Source organism: Brevibacterium renqingii (assembly GCF_017808095.1).
Classification (GTDB): domain Bacteria; phylum Actinomycetota; class Actinomycetes; order Actinomycetales; family Brevibacteriaceae; genus Brevibacterium; species Brevibacterium renqingii.
Map to the genome: position 1 here is coordinate 86,874 of NZ_JADBHG010000005.1, position 14,127 is coordinate 101,000.

Annotated in this window: 12 protein-coding genes; 6 read left to right on the forward strand and 6 right to left on the reverse strand. The window is 67.2% G+C overall.

The genetic code is table 11. The annotated features are described in order from the left end of the window. Window positions 1-16 precede the first annotated feature (16 nt). The 4 genes from IIE29_RS10940 to mtrA all read right to left on the reverse strand — a co-directional run bounded on the left by IIE29_RS10940 (window position 17) and on the right by mtrA (window position 5,152). The gene (locus IIE29_RS10940) at window positions 17-739 is read right to left on the reverse strand and encodes a ComF family protein (RefSeq protein ID WP_209325293.1); all 723 of its coding nucleotides are present in this window, start codon (window positions 737-739) and stop codon (window positions 17-19) included. Between the two features lie 92 nt (window positions 740-831). Then, complete coding sequence (locus tag IIE29_RS10945) at window positions 832-2,556, reverse strand: LpqB family beta-propeller domain-containing protein (RefSeq protein WP_209325294.1); 1,725 nt, start codon at window positions 2,554-2,556, stop codon at window positions 832-834. Continuing rightward, window positions 2,553-4,475 carry an MtrAB system histidine kinase MtrB gene (gene mtrB, locus IIE29_RS10950; RefSeq protein ID WP_209325295.1) on the reverse strand — a complete coding sequence of 641 codons (1,923 nt, stop codon included), beginning with the start codon at window positions 4,473-4,475 and terminating at the stop codon, window positions 2,553-2,555. The genes IIE29_RS10945 and mtrB overlap by 4 nt, the downstream gene beginning before the upstream one ends. Then, entirely contained in the window at window positions 4,472-5,152 is a 681-nt protein-coding gene (gene mtrA, locus IIE29_RS10955) for an MtrAB system response regulator MtrA (protein WP_181275618.1), read from the reverse strand. Before mtrA ends, mtrB begins: the two co-directional genes overlap by 4 nt. Before the next feature lie 135 nt (window positions 5,153-5,287). Between mtrA and IIE29_RS10960 the strand changes: the two genes are divergently transcribed. The 5 genes from IIE29_RS10960 to IIE29_RS10980 are packed head-to-tail and all read left to right on the forward strand — an operon-like array spanning window position 5,288 to window position 10,609. Further along, window positions 5,288-6,337 (forward strand): DUF7847 domain-containing protein, encoded by a 1,050-nt coding sequence (locus IIE29_RS10960; RefSeq protein WP_209325296.1) that lies wholly within the window; start codon window positions 5,288-5,290, stop codon window positions 6,335-6,337. Continuing rightward, window positions 6,334-7,041, forward strand: a complete 708-nt coding sequence (locus IIE29_RS10965; protein ID WP_246475896.1) for a DUF4129 domain-containing protein — start codon at window positions 6,334-6,336, stop codon at window positions 7,039-7,041. Before IIE29_RS10960 ends, IIE29_RS10965 begins: the two co-directional genes overlap by 4 nt. Then, complete coding sequence (locus tag IIE29_RS10970; RefSeq protein WP_209325297.1) at window positions 7,038-8,291, forward strand: DUF4350 domain-containing protein; 1,254 nt, start codon at window positions 7,038-7,040, stop codon at window positions 8,289-8,291. The genes IIE29_RS10965 and IIE29_RS10970 overlap by 4 nt, the downstream gene beginning before the upstream one ends. Continuing rightward, window positions 8,288-9,322: an AAA family ATPase gene (locus tag IIE29_RS10975; RefSeq protein WP_209325298.1), complete on the forward strand. Its 1,035-nt coding sequence runs from the start codon at window positions 8,288-8,290 to the stop codon at window positions 9,320-9,322. The genes IIE29_RS10970 and IIE29_RS10975 overlap by 4 nt, the downstream gene beginning before the upstream one ends. Next, window positions 9,323-10,609 (forward strand): DUF58 domain-containing protein, encoded by a 1,287-nt coding sequence (locus IIE29_RS10980; RefSeq protein WP_209325299.1) that lies wholly within the window; start codon window positions 9,323-9,325, stop codon window positions 10,607-10,609. It abuts the gene before it with no gap. 13 nt (window positions 10,610-10,622) lie between these two features. Here IIE29_RS10980 and IIE29_RS10985 read toward each other — a convergent pair whose 3' ends face one another. Beyond that, window positions 10,623-11,621 (reverse strand): stage II sporulation protein M, encoded by a 999-nt coding sequence (locus tag IIE29_RS10985; RefSeq protein ID WP_209325300.1) that lies wholly within the window; start codon window positions 11,619-11,621, stop codon window positions 10,623-10,625. A 66-nt stretch (window positions 11,622-11,687) separates the two neighbouring features. Between IIE29_RS10985 and IIE29_RS10990 the strand changes: the two genes are divergently transcribed. After that, a complete protein-coding gene (locus IIE29_RS10990) occupies window positions 11,688-12,593 on the forward strand; it encodes an RDD family protein (RefSeq protein ID WP_343071876.1) in 906 nt (301 codons plus the stop codon). On the opposite strand, the gene ahcY is transcribed toward IIE29_RS10990, so the two are convergent. Continuing rightward, the gene (gene ahcY / locus IIE29_RS10995; RefSeq protein WP_209325301.1) at window positions 12,587-14,059 is read right to left on the reverse strand and encodes an adenosylhomocysteinase; all 1,473 of its coding nucleotides are present in this window, start codon (window positions 14,057-14,059) and stop codon (window positions 12,587-12,589) included. The two genes, IIE29_RS10990 and ahcY, sit on opposite strands and share 7 nt — an antisense overlap. Window positions 14,060-14,127 lie beyond the last annotated feature (68 nt).

Sequence of the window (14,127 nt, forward strand, 5' to 3'; positions counted from 1 at the left end):
GGATGGGTAAACACCGTTATACAGTAAAGGGAGAGACAAATCGAGTGCCCCCGCGCCCGAGACCGAGAACTACTCCGGCAGCGGGTCTGATCTGCACCGATGCTAGTAATCGTGCGCTTTCTGCCAGGGTCGCACCAGTGGTGGAGAAGTCGTCGACGACGAAAGCGACAGGCGGCCCGCAGGCACCCTGTCGAGACGTGACCGGCCTGATCTTCGCCAGCTCCCGCTGGTCGAGGCGCTGCGTTCCGGCGACGTTCTCGGCTCGGTCATGCGCTCCGAGGCCGACCTGATCGCGGGAGCGTCGCGCAAGCAGCACATCATGGACCTCCAGCGGCAGCTCCGGCGCGAGCTCGGCGACGCGCCGGGCCAGGAGCACCGTATGCGATCCGCCGCGTCGTCGTCGGGCCCGGTCGGAGCTGGGAGCCGGGAAGAGCCGGATCCGACCACCCGCATAGTCGACGAGGTCGAGTGCCGCGACGACCGCGCGGGCCAGCGCCAGGGCCAGAGGGTCGAGGATGTCCCGGCGGCCTTCGTCCTTGAAGCCGACGACCATGCGAGAGATGCGGGAATCGTATTCGCAGATTCCGACGATCGGGATCCGGCCGTAGCGCGGCTCCATCGCCCGGGGAATGCCGCCGAGCAGCTGCAGGCACCGCGTGCACAGAGAGACGTTCTCCCGCCCGCACCCGGCACACCGTCTGGGCAGAAGCAGTTCGCCGAATTCCCCGAGCAGCCCCATGGGAGAAATCTACTACGCCGAGGCCGGCAGAAGTCCGCTGCGCACAGCCCGGTGAAGGCTCTCGTGTGCCGGTCGGGGCGGACGTGCCCCGGTCAGCCGGGGTAGGACGGGTCCTTGGCGGCGACATCGACGAGCTTCTGCCAGGCATTGGAATTGTAGGAATACAGTTCACCGGCGGAGCTGGTCACGAGGATCGAACGCCCGTCCACCCCACCGGAGATGCGGCTTCCGTCGGAGACTTCACCGAGCTGCGCCGAGGGGCCCGTGACTCCGATGCGGAACGGTTGGGCCTTCTCCCCCCGTTCCGCCGCCAAAGCCACGAGAGAGGTCGAACCGGCCCACGAGACATCCTTGACCTCGTCGAAGTTCGCGCCCACGGCGATCGGTGACTCGGACACGCTGTCACCGGGATTCCCGGCCTTGTCCCGCGGAATCCCGACGACGTCGATCCGATCGGGTTCCCCCTTGTGGCGGCTGAGCAGGGCCACCCGGGTGCCGTCACGCGAGACCTCGACGTCGACGAGCCGGCGACCGGCGAGGAAATCGGCGGCCACGGTGAACACCTTCCCGTCGCGTCCCACAGCCTTGAGCTCACCCTTGTTCGCGGATTCACCGGTCCATGTGGTGTTGAACCTGTCGATGCTGGGGCGCACGAGCTTCTTGCCCTTGAGGATCGATGTCGCGTCGACGGCATCGGACTTCAGCCGCATGAGCTCCTTGCCGTTCTTCTGCAGATACACGTAGAGGGAGTCGTCGAGAGACACCGCGGGGTCGCTCGCCTTCGCCTTCTCCAGGTTCGGGCTGTTCTCGACTTTGGCCACGGTGGTGCCGGAGACACGCGAGAGATGACCGTCGGCCAGGACCACCGGCGGTCCGTCCACCTGGACCGAGGAGTCGGTCTTCGGCTGCAGACTCGCGGGGACCACCTGTCCGCCGATGGTCAGTTCGATGCTCGAGATCGAGGGGATGACCTGCAGCGTCGCAGCGATCTGCTGCCTGATCAGGCCCTTCTCCCGCTCTGAGGGGACAGGACTCTGCGCTCCCAGCGCCACGTGCGCGACGCCGTTCTCGATCGTGACGACATTCGAATCGCTGAGCTTCGCCCCATCCGGGATCGCCGTGATCACCGCTGATGAGAGATAGGGGGCCGGGCCGCTGAGCAGTTCGTTCATCAGCGCCGTCGGCGTCGAGGACGACCGCAGGAACCAACGTGAGTCCGGTACGAGATAGGAGTAGTCCGAAGTGAAGAACTCCAGAGAATAGTTGAGGAAGATCGTCTGGAAGTCGGTCTGCGAGATGAGCAGCCCGTTGGGAGCGGAGGAGATCCGCCATTCCCCGTTCTCCTGCCGCAGCGAGAACTCCATGGTCGACTGCGTTCCGGGCTTCGTAGAGCTGTACACGCCCGAGGAATCGACGAGGCCGACGACCGGGGCTGACATCGTCAGGGTCTTCTGGTCGGAGGTGACCTCGGAGTTCAGCGAGTCGAGATCCGTGTCATTGGGCATCACCGACACTGACTCCTGCGGGCTCCATTCCTGTGCTTCGGCCTCGGTGAGGAAGGATCGGGCCACGGAGAAGTTGTTGCCGGTTCCCGCACCCGCGGCCAGGAAGCCGCGCACGATCTCGGAGATGCTGTCGCCGGGCTCCGGCCCGTCGGGGATCCGAGCGTTGCTGGCCGCAGGGTCGCCCGAGTCGTCTTCGATGTGCCCGACGGGTGAGGAGGTCGGGATCGATGAGCAGCCGACGAGGGCGAGGGAGGCGCACATGGACAGGAGCAGCATCGTCATTCGGGATCGTCTGGACCTGGTGCTCTTCATGGCCTTCCTCCTTCGCTGCTGTCCTCGCCGGTGGACGCCTCTCCGGTGGATCCGCTGTCGTCGACCGGGGATTCCTCGGCACCTGCGTCGGTCGTCGCGTCCGCCTCGGCGAGTGCCGGGAGCTCCTTCTGCTCACCGACCGTCTCCGTCGTCGGCGCCTCGCTGTGGGTCCCGGCCCCCTCGGGCGCCTCGGCGAAGCCCGTCCGGGACGGCTCCGGCTGATCGGTTTCGACGACGATCGGGATCGAACCGGTCTGGATCCGCACGGAACCGTCGGAGGACAGGGGACCAGCGACGAGGGCCGCGCCCTTGATCTGGGCATCACGGGGCGGCAGCGGCAGCGGCGAGGAGGTGATCTCCTGGTCCGGCCGGCGCGGAATGGTCAGGCGGAAGCACGAGCCTTCCCCGGGTTTGCCCCAGACCTGCAGCCAGCCGTTGTGCAGGTGCGCGTCCTCGAGCGAGATCGCCAGCCCCAGTCCGGAGCCGCCGAGAGTGCGTTTGCGGGCCGGGTCGGCTCGCCAGAAACGGTCGAAGACGTGCTCGACCTGCTCCTCGTTCATGCCCACGCCGTGGTCGCGGACGCTCACCGCGACCGCCTCGGCGTTGGAGGCGACGTAGATGTCGATCGGGTTGCCCTCACCGTGCTCGATCGCGTTGACGACGAGGTTGCGCACGATGCGGGTGATGCGCACCCGGTCGACCTCGGCCATCACCGGCGAGGACGGAGCGTGGACGACGACGCCCGTCGACATCTGTTCGGCGACCATCGAGACCGTCTCGACGACGGCGGTGACGATCGCGCCGATGTCGACGGGTTTGGCCACGAGCGCCGCGGCACCGGCATCGTAGCGGGAGATCTCCAACAGGTCCGAGAGCAGACTGTCGAAGCGTTCGGCCTGCGAGTTCAGCAGCTCCGCGCTGCGGGCGGTGACCGGGTCGAGTTCGTCGCGGGAGTCGTAGATGAGGTCCGCCGCGGCGCGGATCGTGGTCAGGGGCGTCCGCAGTTCGTGCGAGACGTCGGAGACGAACTGCCGCTGCAGGACCGAGAGCCTCTCCATCTGCTCGATCTGATGCTGGAGGGTGTCGGCCATATCGTTGAAGCTCTCACCGAGCACAGCGATCTCGTCGTTGCCGTGCACCGGCATGCGTTCGTCGAGGTCGCCGTCGGCGATGAGCCTGGCCACCTCGGCGCCCGTGCGCACAGGAGTGACGACGAGGCGGGTGACGATCCAGGCGACTGCACCGATGAGCACGACGAGCACAAGGGCGGCCACGAGCATCGATCGCTGGACGAAGTCCAGGGTGTCCTGCTGTTCGCTGAGATCGCCGAGGTAGTAGAGCTGGAACTGTCCGGCGCCGGGGATCTGCAGCTCCTGCGTGATGAGCAGTCCGGGACCGGTGCCGTCGGGCAGGCTCACCGACTGATAGAGCTTGTCGTCCGTCGGTGCCTTGCGGATGGCATCGCGGAGTTCGTCGCTGACGGGCACATCGGCCGCTTCCCCTTCCTCGCTCGACTCGCCGGCGGTGATCGTCGAGAACGAGGTGTTCGGATCCTTCGGCTCCAGGGTCAGCGAATACACAGAGCCCGCCGAACGGTTGTAGATCGAGGACAGCTGCGAGGACAGGGTGTCCTGAGTCACCGCCTGGCCGTCGACCGGGGCCAGGGACCGCAGCTCGGAGAGGATCGACCGCGTCTGCGAGGACAGGGAGTCCAGGCGAGTGTCGAAGAGCCCGCGGGCGATCTGCTGGGACATGTATGTGCCGACGCCGAAGATGGCCACCGAGGTGAGCACGATGGTGAGCACGACGATCCTGACCTGCAGGGAGTGGCTGAACGATCTGAGGATGAAGTTCCAGAACGTTCGCAGCGCCGAGGCCGCGGTGCGGAGGGTCCCGCCCGCGGCCGAGTCGGAACTCACGCGGCTCTGCCGGCCTTATAGCCGACGCCGCGGACGGTGACGATGATGTCGGGCTTCTCGGGGTCGCGTTCGATCTTCGACCGCAGGCGCTGCACATGCACGTTGACCAGGCGGGTGTCGGCGGCATGGCGATAGCCCCAGACCTCTTCGAGGAGAGTCTCCCGGGAGAACACCTGCCAGGGTTTGCGAGCCAAGGCCACGAGCAGATCGAATTCGAGGGGTGTCAGCGACACCGGCGAACCCCCCTTCGTCACGGTGTGCCCCGCGACGTCGACGACGACATCACCGACGGTGAGCAGTTCCGGCGCCTGGGGTTCCGAGATCCGCAGGCGGGCACGGACACGAGCGACGAGCTCCTTGGGCTTGAACGGCTTCGGCACATAGTCGTCGGCGCCCGATTCGAGACCGAGGACGACGTCGACGGTGTCGGACTTCGCCGTGAGCATGATGATGGGAACCGAGGACACCTCGCGGATCTCCCGGCAGACTTCGAGACCGTCCTTGCCCGGGAGCATAAGATCGAGGAGGACGAGGTCCGGACCGACCTTCTGGAACTCCTCGAAGGCCTGATCGCCCGTGGCACAGAAGAAGGGCTCGAAGCCTTCGCTTTTGAGCACAATTCCGATCATTTCGGCCAAGGCCGTGTCATCATCAACTACGAGGATTCGAGCGTTCATGCTCCCATTGTCCCTTATGTTCGCCAGTTCTTCGGTTCTCGACACTCCTACCCTATCGGGCAGATGCCGAAGCGCTCAGCACCAGGTGGACGCTGCTCGGCACCCGTCGGCGAAACATGGCAGGATTGTGCGGTGATGGGACGATCGAACGCGTGGACCTCCGAGGTCGACTGGCACACGGGTCGGTGGCAGATGCGCTCTCCGTCTCCGCGGCCACACGACTGGCGCCCGCCACCGCCGCGCGGTCTGCTGCCCAAACGCGCCCTGACCTTCATCGAGGCCCTCGACTCGGGGTTCCGGCTGCTCCGGTTCGTCCCCGGTCTGAGCATCGGCTCCTCGCTCATCGTCTTCACGCTCTGGAGCCTGCTGCTCACCGCCGCCGGAACACTCGCGGCCCTGCAGTTCCTCCCCTTCCTCAGCGACCTCAGCAGCAATGACGATGCGACCTCCGGATTCCTCGTGCTCGCCCAACTGGGGTCGGCGGCCCTGAGCCTGCTCAGCCTCGGCCTCGCCCATCTGCTCTCCGGTCTCGTCGCCACCGGCACCCGTGCCTCTTTCGGCGCACGGAAGACGACTCTGTCGCAGGCCTGGGCTGCGCTGGCCGGCCGGCGACGGCGGCTCGTGTTCGCCGCTGCTCTCATGTGTGCGATCAACCTCGGCCTCCTGCTCGCCCTCGGTGCCCCCACCGCGCTGTTCGCAATGGTCGACTCCCCCGTCCTCGCATTCGTCTGGGCAGGGCTGGCCGCCCTCCTGTGGCTCTTCGCGCTCCTCTGGCTCAACCTGCGGCTGGCCTTCCTCGGTTCTGCGATCGCAGTCGAGGACCTGAGCGTTCGCGACGGACTCAAACGGTCCTGGGCGCTGACCGGCCGGGGGTTCTGGCGGCTGCTCGGCCAACTGGCTCTCGGGTATTTCCTGTCCAACCAGCTCGTCCAGCTCGTCATCTCCCCGCTCGTCCTCGTCATCTCGTTCGTCCTCGGCGTGGGGATGGCCACGATGGAGAGCTCGGAGTCCGCCCAGATCGCCATCGGACTCGTCTCCGCCGCCCTCCTTCTGGGGTTGACGCTCATCTCCTCGGCCGTGCTCTTCGCGTATTTCTCCTGCCTCGTGACCGTCTGCTTCTTCGATCAGCAGATGCGCACGGAGGGCCTCGACCTCGTCCTCATCCGCGCCGAGGAGGAAGGATGATCGCCTCACTGCTCGGGCACATTTCGCCGCAGCCGATCGGACGTCTCGGACCGGAGTCGATGGCCATCGACCGTCGGACCGGCCGCGAATGGGTCGAACGCGAACTGTCGAAGCCGGAGTACTCGGAGAACGACCTCACACCGCTGGAGCAGATCGGCCGCTGGATCTCGTCCCTGTGGGACTCGCTCGTCAACGCTGCTCTGCGGGCGAACTCGCCATGGCTGCTGCTCATCGTCGCACTTGCGCTGGCCGCGGTCATCGCCCTCGTCGTCTGGCGCATCCGTCGGGCAGGACTGAGGCGGACCGGGCTGCCGCTGTCGGCCTTCGACCCGGTCGTGTCTCTGCCGGAGCCGGGGCCGTGGCGCGAGAGTGCGGCGCGGGCCGCGCGGGCGGGGGACTTCCGGGCCGCAGTCATCGATGAGTCCCGAGCGATCTTCGCCGTGCTCTCGAGCAGAGGCGTCGTCTCACTCGAAACCTCGGCGACTGCCAGCGAGATCGCACACGAGGCCGAGGCTGCGCTGCCCGCCCGTGCTGTCGCCGTCCACGATGCCGCTGAGATCTTCAACGATCTCCTCTACGGCGAGCAGATCGGCACGCGTGCGCGGCCGGACCGGGATCTGGCGGCGGTCTATGCGGGTCTGTGCGACTTGGATCGGACTCTGAGCTCGCTGCCCGTCGGGCAGCGGGAAGGAGCGATGCCATGAGCGCCCAGTCGGATGTGGCCGCCCGTGGCACCCGCTCGAGCGCCCATGTTCCCTTTCGCGCCCGACTGCGTTCGGCAGGAGTGTGGATCGCGGCGGCCATCGTCCTCCTCCTCACGGTCATCGCAACTCTGCTCATGACCTCCGACGCCGAGACAGACGATCCGCTGCATTACGACTCCACGGCCCGAAACGGAATGAAGGCCCTGGTGGAGACGCTGCGTGCCCATGATGTCGAGGTGACCACCACCGAGGACCAGGAGCAGGCCCGCGCCGCGGCCGCACGACCGGACACGACTCTGCTCATCCCCGCCAACGCCGAAGCGATGTCGAGCGGGGACGTCGACGGGTTCGAATCGACGCTGCGCACACACGGAAACCGTCTGGTCCTCGTCGACCCGGGTCCGGCGATCGGGGAATTCACCGATCGGATCGCCGTCAACGACAATTCGAGTCCGCTGGGCAGCCCGGACCCCACCTCGGAACCGGAGTGTCCTGCGCCTGGACCGCAGGCGGCCGGCACGGTGACCACCGGAACCGTCGAATACGCCGAAACCGCCAAGGGCACCGAGGGCATCACCGCCTGCTACCCGTTCGCCGGGCCGGGAGTCGATGAGATCGACGGCGCCGAGGTGGCCCCCGGCTCCGCACGCGGACAGCTGATCACCGACGCCGCCGGTCCCGTACCGCTGAGCGTCATCGGCAACTCCGACTGGGTGACGAACGAGCACATCGACGAGGAAGGCAACGCCTCACTCGTCCTGTCCGAACTCGCGCAGACTCCGCACCTCGTCGTCTACTATCCGCAGTTCGACGACGCCGAACAGCCGCCGCCGTCGACGATCGACTTCGTGCCCGGCTGGTTCCTCGCCGGCGGACTGTGGCTGATCCCCTGCGCGCTCGTCCTCATGCTCGTGCTCGGACGGCGCTTCGGGCCGCTGGCCGTCGAACGCCTGCCCGTGATCGTGCCCGCGGTGGAGACCGTCCGGGGCAGGGCTGCGCTGAGCGCTCGCAGCCACGACCGGGACGGTGCGCTGCACACTCTGCGCACGGCGGCGCTGCTGCGGATCGCAAAGCGCCTGTCGCTGGGCTCCGAGGCCCGCACCGACGAGATCATCGCTTCCGTCGCCGGTGCCACCGGGCGGGATCCCGGTGATCTCCACCATGTCTTCGTCACGGCATCCGCGCGCACGGATGCCGAGCTCACAGACCTCGTCCATCAGCTCACCCAGATCGAAAGTGAGATCCCATGACCCAGTCGCCTCAGGAACACACCGCCCCGCAGCGCCGCGAAGACGGCCCCGACTCCCCGGCCGCGGCCACAGCACCGGCCGCGGACCCGCTGCGAGAGGCATTCACCGGTGTGCGCACCGAGATCGCCAAGGCCGTCGTCGGGCAGGGCCAGGCAGTCACCGGCATGCTCATCGCGCTGCTGTGCCAGGGCCATGTGCTCCTCGAAGGCGTCCCCGGTGTGGCCAAGACCCTGCTCGTGCGCAGCTTCGCCGCCGCGGTCAGCCTGGAGAGCTCACGCGTCCAATTCACCCCCGATCTCATGCCCAGCGATGTCACCGGCTCGCTGGTCTACGACGCCTCGGCCTCGGACTTCTCGTTCCGTCCGGGCCCGGTGTTCACTAACGTCCTCATCGCCGACGAGATCAACCGCACCCCGCCGAAGACGCAGTCGGCGCTGCTCGAGGCGATGGAGGAGCACCAGGTCTCCGTCGGCGGCCGCTCCCGCAGGCTGCCCGAACCGTTCATGGTCGCTGCCACGCAGAACCCGGTCGAATACGAAGGCACCTATCCGCTGCCGGAAGCTCAGCTCGACCGCTTCCTGTTCAAGCTGGTGCTCGACCTGCCCGCCCGGGAGCACGAATTCGAGATCCTCGATCGTCATGCGCGCGGCTTCGACGCCGCCCGCCTCTCCGCCGCGGGCCTGCGGCCGGTCGCCGATGCAGACCTCATCGCGAAGGCCCGGGAGGCGATCTCAGGTATCTACATCGCTCCTCAGATCATCACGTACATAGTCGATCTCGCCCGCGCCACCCGGCAGGCGCCCTCACTGGCTCTGGGCGTCTCGCCGCGCGGAGCCGCACGGATGCTCGGCGCGGCTCGGGCGCATGCCTGGCTGAGCGGACGGAACTACGTCATTCCCGATGACGTCAAGGCTCTGACGCATATGGCACTCGGACACCGGGTCATCCTGCGTCCCGAGGCGCAGATGGACGGACTCGACGTCTCCCAGGTCCTCGACTCGATCCTCGCCACCACTGAAGTGCCACGCTGAATGACTGCCCGGCTGTTCCTGCTCACGCTCCTCGGGCTCGTGCCCATCATGCTGGTGCCCGCATGGCCGACGGCACTGATCGTCATCGCTGTGCTCGTCCTCGCCGCGGTGGTCGACTTCTTCCTCGTGCCTCCGGTGCACGCTCTGCGGCTGCAGCGCACTCCCGGGCCGCAGGTCAGGCTCGGCGACGAGACCCACAGCATCCTCACCCTCATCAACGGTTCCCCTCGCCTCCTGCGCATCGACGTCCGTGATGCCTGGGCTCCGAGCGCCGGGGCAGTGCAGACCCGGTCACGCCATGTGCTCGCCGCCGGCGAGGAGACTCAGGTGCGCACCGAGCTGCGGCCGGTGCGCCGAGGCGCTCTGGACGCCGATCTGGTGACCGTGCGCAGCCGCAGCGTGCTCGGGCTCATCGCCCGGCAGAAGAGCGTCGAGGTGCCCGCGGCGATTCGGGTGCTGCCCCCGTTCGCGTCCCGCCGCGAACTGCCGTCGAAGACGCAGAAGCTGCGTGAGCTCGAGGGAAGATCCGCCGTGATGATCCGCGGTATGGGCACAGAGTTCGATTCGCTGCGGGACTATGTCGACGGTGATGATGTCCGCTCCATCGACTGGCGGGCCAGTGCACGCGCCTCCGATCTCGTGGTCAAGACCTGGCGGCCGGAGAAGGACCGCCGAATCGTCATCGTCGTCGATTCCTCACGCTTGGCCGCTCGCCGCTGCGGCGAGGGCACGGTCTTCGACGCCGCCCTCGAGGCTTCGCTGCTGCTCACAGCCCTGGCCACCGGTGCCGGAGACCGCGTCGACGTCATCGTCGCCGATGCCCGGGTCCGCGCCGTGGCTTCGAGTCTCAGAGCCCGTGATCCCGTCCATGAGCTGTCGGCGGCGCTGACACCGGTGCACCCGGAGCTCTACGACGCGGACTGGGAAACGATCACCGCCGCCGTGCTGGCCACCACTCGCCAGCAGGCGCTTGTGGTCATGATGACGGCGCTCGATGAGACCACGCTCGCAGATGACATCCTCCCCGTCCTGCCCACCCTTACCGCCCACCATCGGGTGGTCATCGCCGGCGTCGAAGACCCCGCGCTGCGGGAACTGGCCGAGGCCCGCGGCGACGTCGAGGAGATCTTCACGGCTGCCGCGGCCGAGGAGGAGCTGCTGACCGCGGCATCGCTGCAGACCCGTCTGCGCGGGCTCGGAATCGCCTCGATCCAAGCTTCGCCCGAAGACCTCCCCGGTGCCCTCGCCGACCACTACATCCGGCTCAAGGTCACAGGAGGGCTGTGAGCCCGCTACTGTTCTAACGGTCAGTCGAGATGACCGAGTAGCCTGCCTGATGCTCCTCGAGATCTGCACTGAGACCGGCTTGCGCCGCCCGCCTGCCGAAGAAGCGGGCATAGGCGACGACGGCCGCGGTGTACAGCACCCCGATGGCGATCTTGAGCACGGGTGGAATCGGGTTCGGAGTCACGAACCCTTCGATCAGACCTGATCCGAAGAGCAGCAGCACGAGTCCTCCGGCGACGAGGAGCAGGGAACGGGCCTCCGACGCCAGTCTGTCCCGCCGCGGTCTCGGTCCGGGCACGACCCAGGCGAAGAAGAGCCTGAGTCCGGCCGCTGCGGCGAGGATGATGCAGCTGATCTCCGGAATCCCGTGCGGCAGGATGTAGAGGAAGAAGTCGGAGGCACGGTCGAATTCGAACATCATGGCTCCGGAGAATCCGACGTTGACGGCATTCGAGAACAGTCCGGCGACGACGTAGACGCCGGTGATGCCGAGCAGCACGAACTGCACGGCGATCCAGGCGTTGTTCGTCCACACCCCGACTGCGAAGAACCCGTTCGGGTTCTCCTTGTAGTATTCGACGAAATCGTGTTCGGCGAACTGCCGACGGAACTCCCGATCCCCGAACGTCTCGAGCACCTCCGGATGCGTCCCCGCCCAGATCCCGGAGACGACCGCGACCGCGAGGAAGGCGAGAGCCACGATGGCGAAGTCCCACCGCAGCCGGTACAGCGACAGCGGCAGGCTGATGACGAAGAAGCGTGACAGCCCCGACAGTCCCCCGCTGGGCACAGCGGAGAGATGATTGCGCGACCGGTGGACGATGGCGGAGAGGCGGGCGGCCTCGAGTGAGTCCGGGGCGACGGTCATGATCCGCGACAGGTCCTTCGACGCGGCCCGATAGAGCTCGAGGAACCGTCTCGTCTGGTTCGGGCTCAGGGTGTTCTTCTTCGCCAACGCCGACAGCTCCTGCCAGTCGTCGCCGTGCAGCTCGGCCAGAAGATTCGGATCCATGCCTCAACCCTAACGGAGGCCGCCTGCCCTGACCCGGCGGCCGACGAGATATGACACGATGGTCGGGTGAGCACTCTGGTGACCGGTGAAGCCGTCGAACTCAGCGTCAGCCCCGCCGCGTTGGCGGCGCGGGCGCTGAGCTGCCTCATCGACTACATCGCCTACTCGCTGGTGAACATCGGCCTGCTCGTCGCCATGTTCTGGCTCCTGCTCAAGACCTCCGACCTCAATGGACTGCTCCTGGGCTCGGTGATGACCGTCATGACGATTGCCGTCTTCGTGGTTCTGCCGATGCTCATCGAGGTGCTCACACACGGCCGGTCCCTCGGCAAGCTCGCCCTCGGTCTGCGCATCGTCCGCGACGACGGCGGTGCGGTGCGGCTGCGCCATTCGTTCGTCCGGGCGCTGCTCTGGCCGTTCGAGATCCTCTCCACCGGAGGCGGGATCGCGGCCCTGTCCGGTCTCGTCTCACCGCAGGCGAAGCGCCTGGGCGACTATATGGCCGGAACCGTGGCGGTGAGCGAGCGCAGCGCCCCGCCTCCGCCTGTCCGCACACATGTGGCACCTCAGCTGCAGGACTGGCTGGCACGCACGGATGTGTCCCCACTGCCCGCGGGGCTGCATCGACGCATCGTGACGTTCCTCGCCATGGCTCCGCAGCTCGGCTCCGAATCCCGGTGGCAGCGGGCGATCGAGCTCGCCACCGAACTCAATCCCTACGTCGCTCCCGCTCCGCCGGAGGGAACCTTCCCCGAACAGTTCCTCTCTGCGGTCATTCACCGGCAGCGAGCCGCAGAGATCGAGAAGCTCAATCGGCGTTCGGCTCGCTCTTCCGCCTTCCGGACCGGCGTCGATGCCCTCCCCCACGGTCTGAGCCTGCGCCGGCGCAGAGTGGCCACAGCCGACCGTGCGCGCGGCACCGGACGACGAGAGACGGCGGCACCGCCCCGGAACGGCCCGGCGGATCAGTAGCGGTAATGATCGGGCTTATAGGGCCCGGCCACGTCCACGCCGATGTACTCGGCCTGTTCCTTGCTCAGCTCGGACAGCTTCGCCCCGAGTGCCGGCAGGTGGAGACGCGCAACCTTCTCGTCGAGTTCCTTCGCCAGTCGGTGCACCGCGTCGTCATAGCGTTCATGCGCAGTCCACAGCTCGATCTGTGCCAGCACCTGGTTGCTGAAGGACGCGCTCATGACGAATGACGGGTGACCGGTGGCGTTTCCGAGGTTGAGCAGACGGCCTTCGGAGAGGACGAGGAAGTCCGTGCGCGTACGGCCGAGTCCGGCATCGGCCGGCACCGGAACGCTCCATTCGTGGACCTGGGGTTTGATCTCGATCCTCTCCACCCCGGGCAGCCGGGAGAGACCTGCCAGGTCGATCTCGTCGTCGAAGTGGCCGACGTTGCCGACGATGGCGCCGGGTTTGAGCGTCTGCAGCACTGCGATGTCGACAACACGGGTGTTGCCGGTCGTCGTGATGATGATATCTGCCTGCGGGGCCACCTCGGCGAGGTGATCGACCTGGTATCCGTCCATCGTCGCCTGCAGCGCGCAGATCGGATCGATCTCGGTGACGATGACGCGAGCGCCCTGCCCCCGCAGCGCCTCGGCGGCTCCCTTGCCCACGTCCCCGTAGCCGATGACGACGGCGATCTTGCCGCCGATGAGCACATCGGTGGCGCGGTTGAGGCCATCGGGCAGGGAATGGCGGATGCCGTAGCGGTTGTCGAACTTCGACTTCGTCACCGAGTCGTTGACGTTGATCGCCGGGAACGGCAGCGCCCCCTGTTCGGCCAGACGATAGAGGCGGTTGACTCCTGTCGTGGTCTCCTCGCTCACGCCCCTGATACCGGCGGCGAGGCGGGCGAAGCGGCCAGGCGCGGATTCCATCGCCGAGGCGATCTGAGTCAGGAGGACCTTGTACTCCTCCGGGTCGTCCTCTGCCGCGGCGGGCACGCCCCCGGCGGCTTCGAATTCGGTGCCCTTGAGCACGTACATGGTCGCGTCGCCGCCGTCGTCGAGGATGAGGTTCGGGCCCTCGGGGAAGTCGAAGATCTTATCGGCTGCCCACCAGTACTCCTCGAGCGTCTCCCCCTTCCACGCGAAGACCGGGACTCCGACAGGGGCCTCGGGGGTGCCGGAGCCGACGACGACCGCGGCGGCGGCCTCGTCCTGAGTGGAGAAGATGTTGCAGCTGGCCCACCGGACTTCCGCGCCGAGCGCGACCAGGGTTTCGATGAGCACCGCGGTCTGCACGGTCATGTGCAGGCTGCCCGCGATGCGGGCCCCGGCCAAGGGAGCGGACGAGGAGTACTCCTCCCGCAGGGCCATCAGCCCGGGCATCTCCCGTTCGGCCAGGCGGATCTGGTGCCGTCCCGCCTCGGCGAGCGACAGATCGGCGACCTTGAAGTCGGTGGAATCGAGCACGGTACCTCCCATACGGCGGACAATCGGATCGTGTTCGAGTCTATTGCCCGTATCCGTGACTTGTCCCGTCACGCGCGGAG

What these genes read in the sequence shown, in the direction of transcription:
- IIE29_RS10940 (WP_209325293.1), bottom strand. Translation starts at nt 739, where the DNA reads ATGGGGCTGCTCGGGGAATTCGGCGAACTGCTTCTGCCCAGACGGTGT.
- IIE29_RS10945 (WP_209325294.1), bottom strand. Translation starts at nt 2,556, where the DNA reads ATGAAGAGCACCAGGTCCAGACGATCCCGAATGACGATGCTGCTCCTG.
- mtrA (WP_181275618.1), bottom strand. Translation starts at nt 5,152, where the DNA reads ATGAACGCTCGAATCCTCGTAGTTGATGATGACACGGCCTTGGCCGAA.
- IIE29_RS10960 (WP_209325296.1), top strand. Translation starts at nt 5,288, where the DNA reads ATGGGACGATCGAACGCGTGGACCTCCGAGGTCGACTGGCACACGGGT.
- IIE29_RS10965 (WP_246475896.1), top strand. Translation starts at nt 6,334, where the DNA reads ATGATCGCCTCACTGCTCGGGCACATTTCGCCGCAGCCGATCGGACGT.
- IIE29_RS10970 (WP_209325297.1), top strand. Translation starts at nt 7,038, where the DNA reads ATGAGCGCCCAGTCGGATGTGGCCGCCCGTGGCACCCGCTCGAGCGCC.
- IIE29_RS10975 (WP_209325298.1), top strand. Translation starts at nt 8,288, where the DNA reads ATGACCCAGTCGCCTCAGGAACACACCGCCCCGCAGCGCCGCGAAGAC.
- IIE29_RS10980 (WP_209325299.1), top strand. Translation starts at nt 9,323, where the DNA reads ATGACTGCCCGGCTGTTCCTGCTCACGCTCCTCGGGCTCGTGCCCATC.
- IIE29_RS10985 (WP_209325300.1), bottom strand. Translation starts at nt 11,621, where the DNA reads ATGGATCCGAATCTTCTGGCCGAGCTGCACGGCGACGACTGGCAGGAG.
- ahcY (WP_209325301.1), bottom strand. Translation starts at nt 14,059, where the DNA reads ATGGGAGGTACCGTGCTCGATTCCACCGACTTCAAGGTCGCCGATCTG.